We start from the raw sequence: 5099 nt of genomic DNA on the forward strand, positions 1-5099 counted from the left end.
TCGATGTCTACGCAGGTGACCTGGTTGCCCGTCTCGGCAAAGCAGGTGCCCGTTACCAGGCCTACGTAGCCCGTCCCTACTACTGATATTTTCATGGTGCTTTGTTTTTTATAGGTTGACGATTGATTCCCTCACCGCTACCCCTCCGTGCGACGGTCCGATCCCGCTGGAGAGGCAAGTTTTTACTATAGATAACTCTTCTATTAGATAGAATTACTAATGCCCTAGTTTTGCATTCTCTATGTCACCCCTCTCCTAACAGGAGAGGGGCAGGGGTGAGGTACTAGCTCACCATCCGCTTCATCCGTTCCCCCAGCGTACGCGCCTTGCTTTCCTTCTCATCCGCGTAGTAACCGTAGCCATACCCGCCGTAGCCGTAGCCATAGCCGTAGCCTGCGCCGTAGTTGACGCCGTTGAATACCACGCTCAGGTTGGCGAAGCGGCGGGAGCGGTGGAGCTCACCGATGCGCTTGAGGTGGTCGCGCAGGGTATAGTTAAACCTCACCAGGTAGAGCGTAGCGTCCACGTGCTCGCTGATGAGGGCGGCGTCAGTCACCAGTCCGTAGGGCGGGGAGTCGATCAGGATGTAGTCGTAGTGCTGGCGCAAATCCGACAGCAGCTGGGGCAGCCGACCGTTGCTCAACAACTCGGAGGGGTTGGGCGGGATGGGACCGCTGGTGATGACGTCAAACTTGGGGTGTACGGGGGTAGTCTGGATCAGATCCCGTAGGGACGATTGGCCAATCAGGTAGTTGGTGACGCCCCGGTCGTTGGGTACTTCCAGCCGCTCGTGCAGGGTTGGCTTGCGCAGGTCCATACCCACTAGCACGACCCGCTTGTCGGAGTAGGCCAGGGAAGCTGCCAGGTTGATGCTGACGAAGCTCTTGCCCTCGCCCCCGATGGAGGAGGTGAACATGAGGGTGCGGCAACGGCCGTCGCCCAGGTACTGGAGGTTGGTACGTAGGGCCCGGAACTGCTCCGCCACGGCGCTGCGGCTGGTCATTTTGATCACGGCCTCCCCGCCCTTTTCTTTGGCGGACTTCATGAGGCCAATTTCTCCCAGTACGGAAACGTGCGCCATACTCTCCACGTCGTCGCGGGTCTGGACGGTGTTATTGAGCAGAAAAAGCGCGTTGATCAGCAGCAAGGGAATAACGATCCCGGCGGCACCCGCTCCCAGCCAGATGAGGGCGCGCTTGGGCTTGACAGGCTGCACGGTGGAGACGGGAGCGTCGATGAGGCGGCTGTCGGTGACGGTGGAGGCGTAGGCCAGGGCGGTTTCCTCCCGCTTTTGAAGCAGGTAGAGGTAGAGGTTTTCCTTGATGGTCTGCTGCCGCTTGATGCCCACGTACTCACGCTCCTTTTGGGGAATGCTGCGCAGTCCGGCCGAGAAGCGGGTATTGATGGATTGCAGGTTCTGGCGCGTGACGTCTAGCCCCCGCCGGAGGTTCTGCACATTTTCGCGAATGGCCTGGCGGGTATTGGCCAGCTGGGTGGTTACGGTTTCGAGCAGGGGGTTGTTGGCGGTGGTGGTGCGGGCGTAGCGTTCGCGCTGGAGCTCCAGCTCGTTGAAGCGCGTGAGCAGGGATACCAGTACGGGGTCGTTGATCATGTAGGTCGCCGGAGCCACGGCCCCGTCACCGGCGTTCTTAATGTAGTTGTCGACGCTTTCCAGCACCTGGATCTGGGTGTTCACCTCGTTGAGCTTGGCGTCGTTTTGCTGAATGTTTTCCAGGAACAGCTGAGATTCGGCGCTGATGTCGGTGAGGCCCTGCTCGCGTTTGTAGGATTCCACGCCCCTTTCCACGTCGCTGAGCTCCCCCGTAATGAGTCCAAGGCGGTCTTCGATGAACTTAAGGGTGTTGCTGGCTTCGCTGTTTTTATCGTTGAGCGAAGACTGCACGTATACGTCCAGGAGCTTGTTGAGCACGTCTTTGCCGCGCTGCACGGACGGGTCCTCGAAGGTGAGGGAGAGCACGGTGCTTTTGACGTTGGGTTGCTGTACCGTCAAACGTTCCAGCATGCCTTCGGTAAGCGCCTTGGGGTCGCGGAAGTGCACCTGGACGTCGGTATAGGCAAGGTCCTGCGCGTCGCCGCGCTTGACGGTAAAGGCACCCCAGTCGTTGCGCAGCCGCTGGCCAAAGCGGCGCGGCTCGCTCTCGTCGTTGACCCGGAAGTGGGTGCTGTCGACGAGGTGAATCACCAGGGGCTCCTCGTAGGCCAGCTCGGTGATGATTTCCGGTTCTACCCGCACGGGGCTGCGCCGGTAGAGATCCACGGTACGGAGGCCGTCACGGGTTTGGTAGGCTACCTCCAGCCCCAGGTCCTTGACCACCTGCCCCATGAGGGTCTGGGAGGTCAGGATCTCGACTTCGTTCTCCACGAGTTTGTTGCCGCTGAATTGAGCGAGTTCTTCGAGAATATCCGCCTGACCCCCGCCCAGTCCCTTCTTTTGATCCTTGATGAGCAGGGTCGCGGTGGAGCTGTAGATAGGTTGGGTAATTTGTAGGTAAAAGAAGGCCACGACCAGGGTGAGCACCACAAAAAGGGGAAAGAGGTACCAGTAGCGTAGGTAACGACGTAGGTACTCCTGTAGATCAAACTCCTGTTCCTCGACCTCAACGTATTCTACGGGTTGGGGGTGGTTACGGTCTGCCATATAGGGCTGAATATTAGTAAGTTAATTAAAAGGCCGCTCAATGGTTTTAAAAATTTATTCTGAGCAAGATGAGTGATACTGCTGTTAAAATGCTCACATAAAAAGGTAGCAACTGCCGCGTATTATCGCTCATGGCTATTTTAGCCTTCACGGGCTCTACGTATACGATGTCGTTTTTGTGCAAGTAGTAGTAAGGCGAGTTGAAAATCTGCCGGGAGGTGAGATCCACGCGGGCGTACTGGCGGCGGCCATCTTCCTCCCGGATTACCAGGACGTTGTCCCGCTTGCCGTAGATGGTCAGGTCACCGGCCATGCTGAGCACTTCGGGCAGGGCGATTTTCTCGTCCGGGATCACGTAGACGGCCGGGCGGTTGACCTCGCCCACCACCGATACTTTGAAGTTCAGCGTCCGGACCGTCACCGTAGGCTCGCGCAGGTAGGTGAGCAGCCGTTGGCGGATGGTATCGGCCGCTACCTGGGTGATCAGGCCTACTACCTTCACTTTGCCCACCATGGGCAGCTCGATGTTGCCGTCGCTGTCGACCAGGTACCCCACCGGCTGCCGCCCGGCTCCGGCGGTGTTGATACCGTAGGTTGTAGTTGCGGTGGTAACCATGTTGGCGGCGTTAAAAATTTCGTTGGCTTCGGCGCTTAGGCTTCCTACGATGATGGAAAGTAGGTCGTTGGACTGGATCAGCGGAACGTACCGCTGGGTGATGGAATCGGAGGAATAGCGAAGCGTATCCCCTTGGAAATATACAATCGTTTTGGGCGATACGCAGGAAGTCATACTTCCCAAAGCGGCAAAAAATACCGCGGTGGCAAACGCACTGACGCGAGTCAGAGAACGCAGATTCATGTTCATGGAGGACGATTTGGATACTAGTACGTATGGCAACTTATCTTAAACTAATGAAAAAGGATACCGCCAGGCAGGGCATCTACTCGCGTTCAAGGGATTAGAAGAAGATGAGCAAAGGCATGATCTTCTTGTCCGAACGAGTGGCTTTCCGGCGCGGGCCGTGTTTTTTCAATACGTAGTGTGTGAGCTGAAACGGGAAGTGTGTGTGAAGAAGCCTTAACGGCAAAACGTAGCGGATACTACCAAAATATTAGTACGCAAGGTACATAATTCTTTTTTTTATGCAATATATCATTCTAAAAAAATGCTATAAAAAAAGGAAAAGTACCATTTTCTCTTTTTTCTATAATGCTGGCTGAATTTCCTGGTAGATGCGTATGCCCTAAAATTCAACAAAGTCACGCTTTTATCTTAACGCTACGGGACGTGGTGTCAGTGCCCCCAAGCAAAAGGGGCTAAGCTAGCTAAACGAAACCTTATTTCACACTAGTATATCCCGAGGGGTATATATTTGGCCAACGCCTCACCATCCAACCTTTAAAGAGGGGCTTTATGGACTCCTAAGCGTTACAGAGTGGCTAAGTCGGCAAACTACTGTTCATAAACGGATACTTCATCAGCCAGGGGGATTTCTGGGCCTTGCGCAGCAGCTCCAGGTGCTGCATTCGGTGAGCGTCGGTACCCAGGAAAGTAATGAGACCTTCGCGCAGGAGCCAGTCGGCCATTTTGTGGATGCCCTCGCCGTAGTAGCCCGTCAGTGACAGCGCGTTGACCTGCAGTTCACAGCCCTGGTTGGCCAGCTTGTGGTAGATCGACGGATCGGCGTAGAAGTAGGTGTAGCGCTCGGGGTGGGCCAGCACGGGGCGGTAGCCGTGTTGCAGGATGGAAAACAGGGTTTCGGAGGTATTGAGCAGGGGCGTGGAATAGGGGAGCTCTACCAGCAGGCGGTTGCCGGGCAGGGTCAGCAGCTTTTGTCCGCCCTGGAGCATCTCCACAAAATGCTCGTCGATGAAGTACTCGGCAGCAGCACCCAGCTCCACCGATAAGCCAACCTGCTGGCAGGCGGCGCGCACGGCTTCCAGTCCCTCGAGAATGATCTCCGGGGTGTTTTTGTAGCAGTCCCAAATGACGTGCGGCGTGGTAATGACCCGGCGGTAGCCCAACTCCTGGTAGCGTTCGATCATGGCGACCGACTCGTCCAGGGTCTGCACGCCATCGTCGATCCCCGGAATCAGGTGCGAATGCAGATCCGTCGTAATGTGGGAAAGGTCCAGTGCGGTTTTTTTCTTGCCAAAGAGCCAGTTAAGCATAGAGATGGGTCAATAGTATAAAAGTAAGCGGACCAGCGCGAGCCCCCATGGAATTGCCTCTTTCCCCCGGCCCCTTTCTCCCGCGGGAGAAAGGGGCCGGGGGAAGTATTACAAAGCTACGGTAAAAAAAGCGGCGAAAAAAAGCCCTCTCCTGCGGGAGAGGGCCGAGACGCGCAGTCCGAGACGCGCAGTCCGAGACGCGCAGTCCGAGACGCGCAGTCCGAGACGCGCAGTCCGAGACGCGTAGTCCGGGGCGCGTAGTCCGGGA

General features: G+C 56.5%; 4 protein-coding genes. All 4 read right to left on the reverse strand.

All coding sequences use genetic code 11. From position 1 onward, the window contains the following. Positions 1-95: NAD-binding protein (locus HNQ92_RS28940; RefSeq protein ID WP_184174664.1), on the reverse strand; the 95-nt coding region annotated here is incomplete at its 3' end. A 188-nt stretch (positions 96-283) separates the two neighbouring features. Beyond that, a complete protein-coding gene (locus tag HNQ92_RS13910) occupies positions 284-2659 on the reverse strand; it encodes a GumC family protein (RefSeq protein ID WP_184174665.1) in 2376 nt (791 codons plus the stop codon). 46 nt (positions 2660-2705) lie between these two features. Beyond that, complete coding sequence (locus HNQ92_RS13915; protein WP_184174666.1) at positions 2706-3518, reverse strand: polysaccharide biosynthesis/export family protein; 813 nt, start codon at positions 3516-3518, stop codon at positions 2706-2708. A 581-nt stretch (positions 3519-4099) separates the two neighbouring features. After that, positions 4100-4831 (reverse strand): tyrosine-protein phosphatase, encoded by a 732-nt coding sequence (locus tag HNQ92_RS13920; protein ID WP_184174667.1) that lies wholly within the window; start codon positions 4829-4831, stop codon positions 4100-4102. Between the last annotated feature and the right edge of the window lie 268 nt (positions 4832-5099).

Source organism: Rhabdobacter roseus (assembly GCF_014202275.1).
GTDB classification, from domain to species: Bacteria; Bacteroidota; Bacteroidia; order Cytophagales; family Spirosomataceae; genus Rhabdobacter; species Rhabdobacter roseus.

Bases quoted from the DNA above. Each gene is read 5' to 3' on its own strand.
- HNQ92_RS13910 (WP_184174665.1), bottom strand. From the start codon at position 2,659: ATGGCAGACCGTAACCACCCCCAACCCGTAGAATACGTTGAGGTCGAG.
- HNQ92_RS13915 (WP_184174666.1), bottom strand. From the start codon at position 3,518: ATGAATCTGCGTTCTCTGACTCGCGTCAGTGCGTTTGCCACCGCGGTA.
- HNQ92_RS13920 (WP_184174667.1), bottom strand. From the start codon at position 4,831: ATGCTTAACTGGCTCTTTGGCAAGAAAAAAACCGCACTGGACCTTTCC.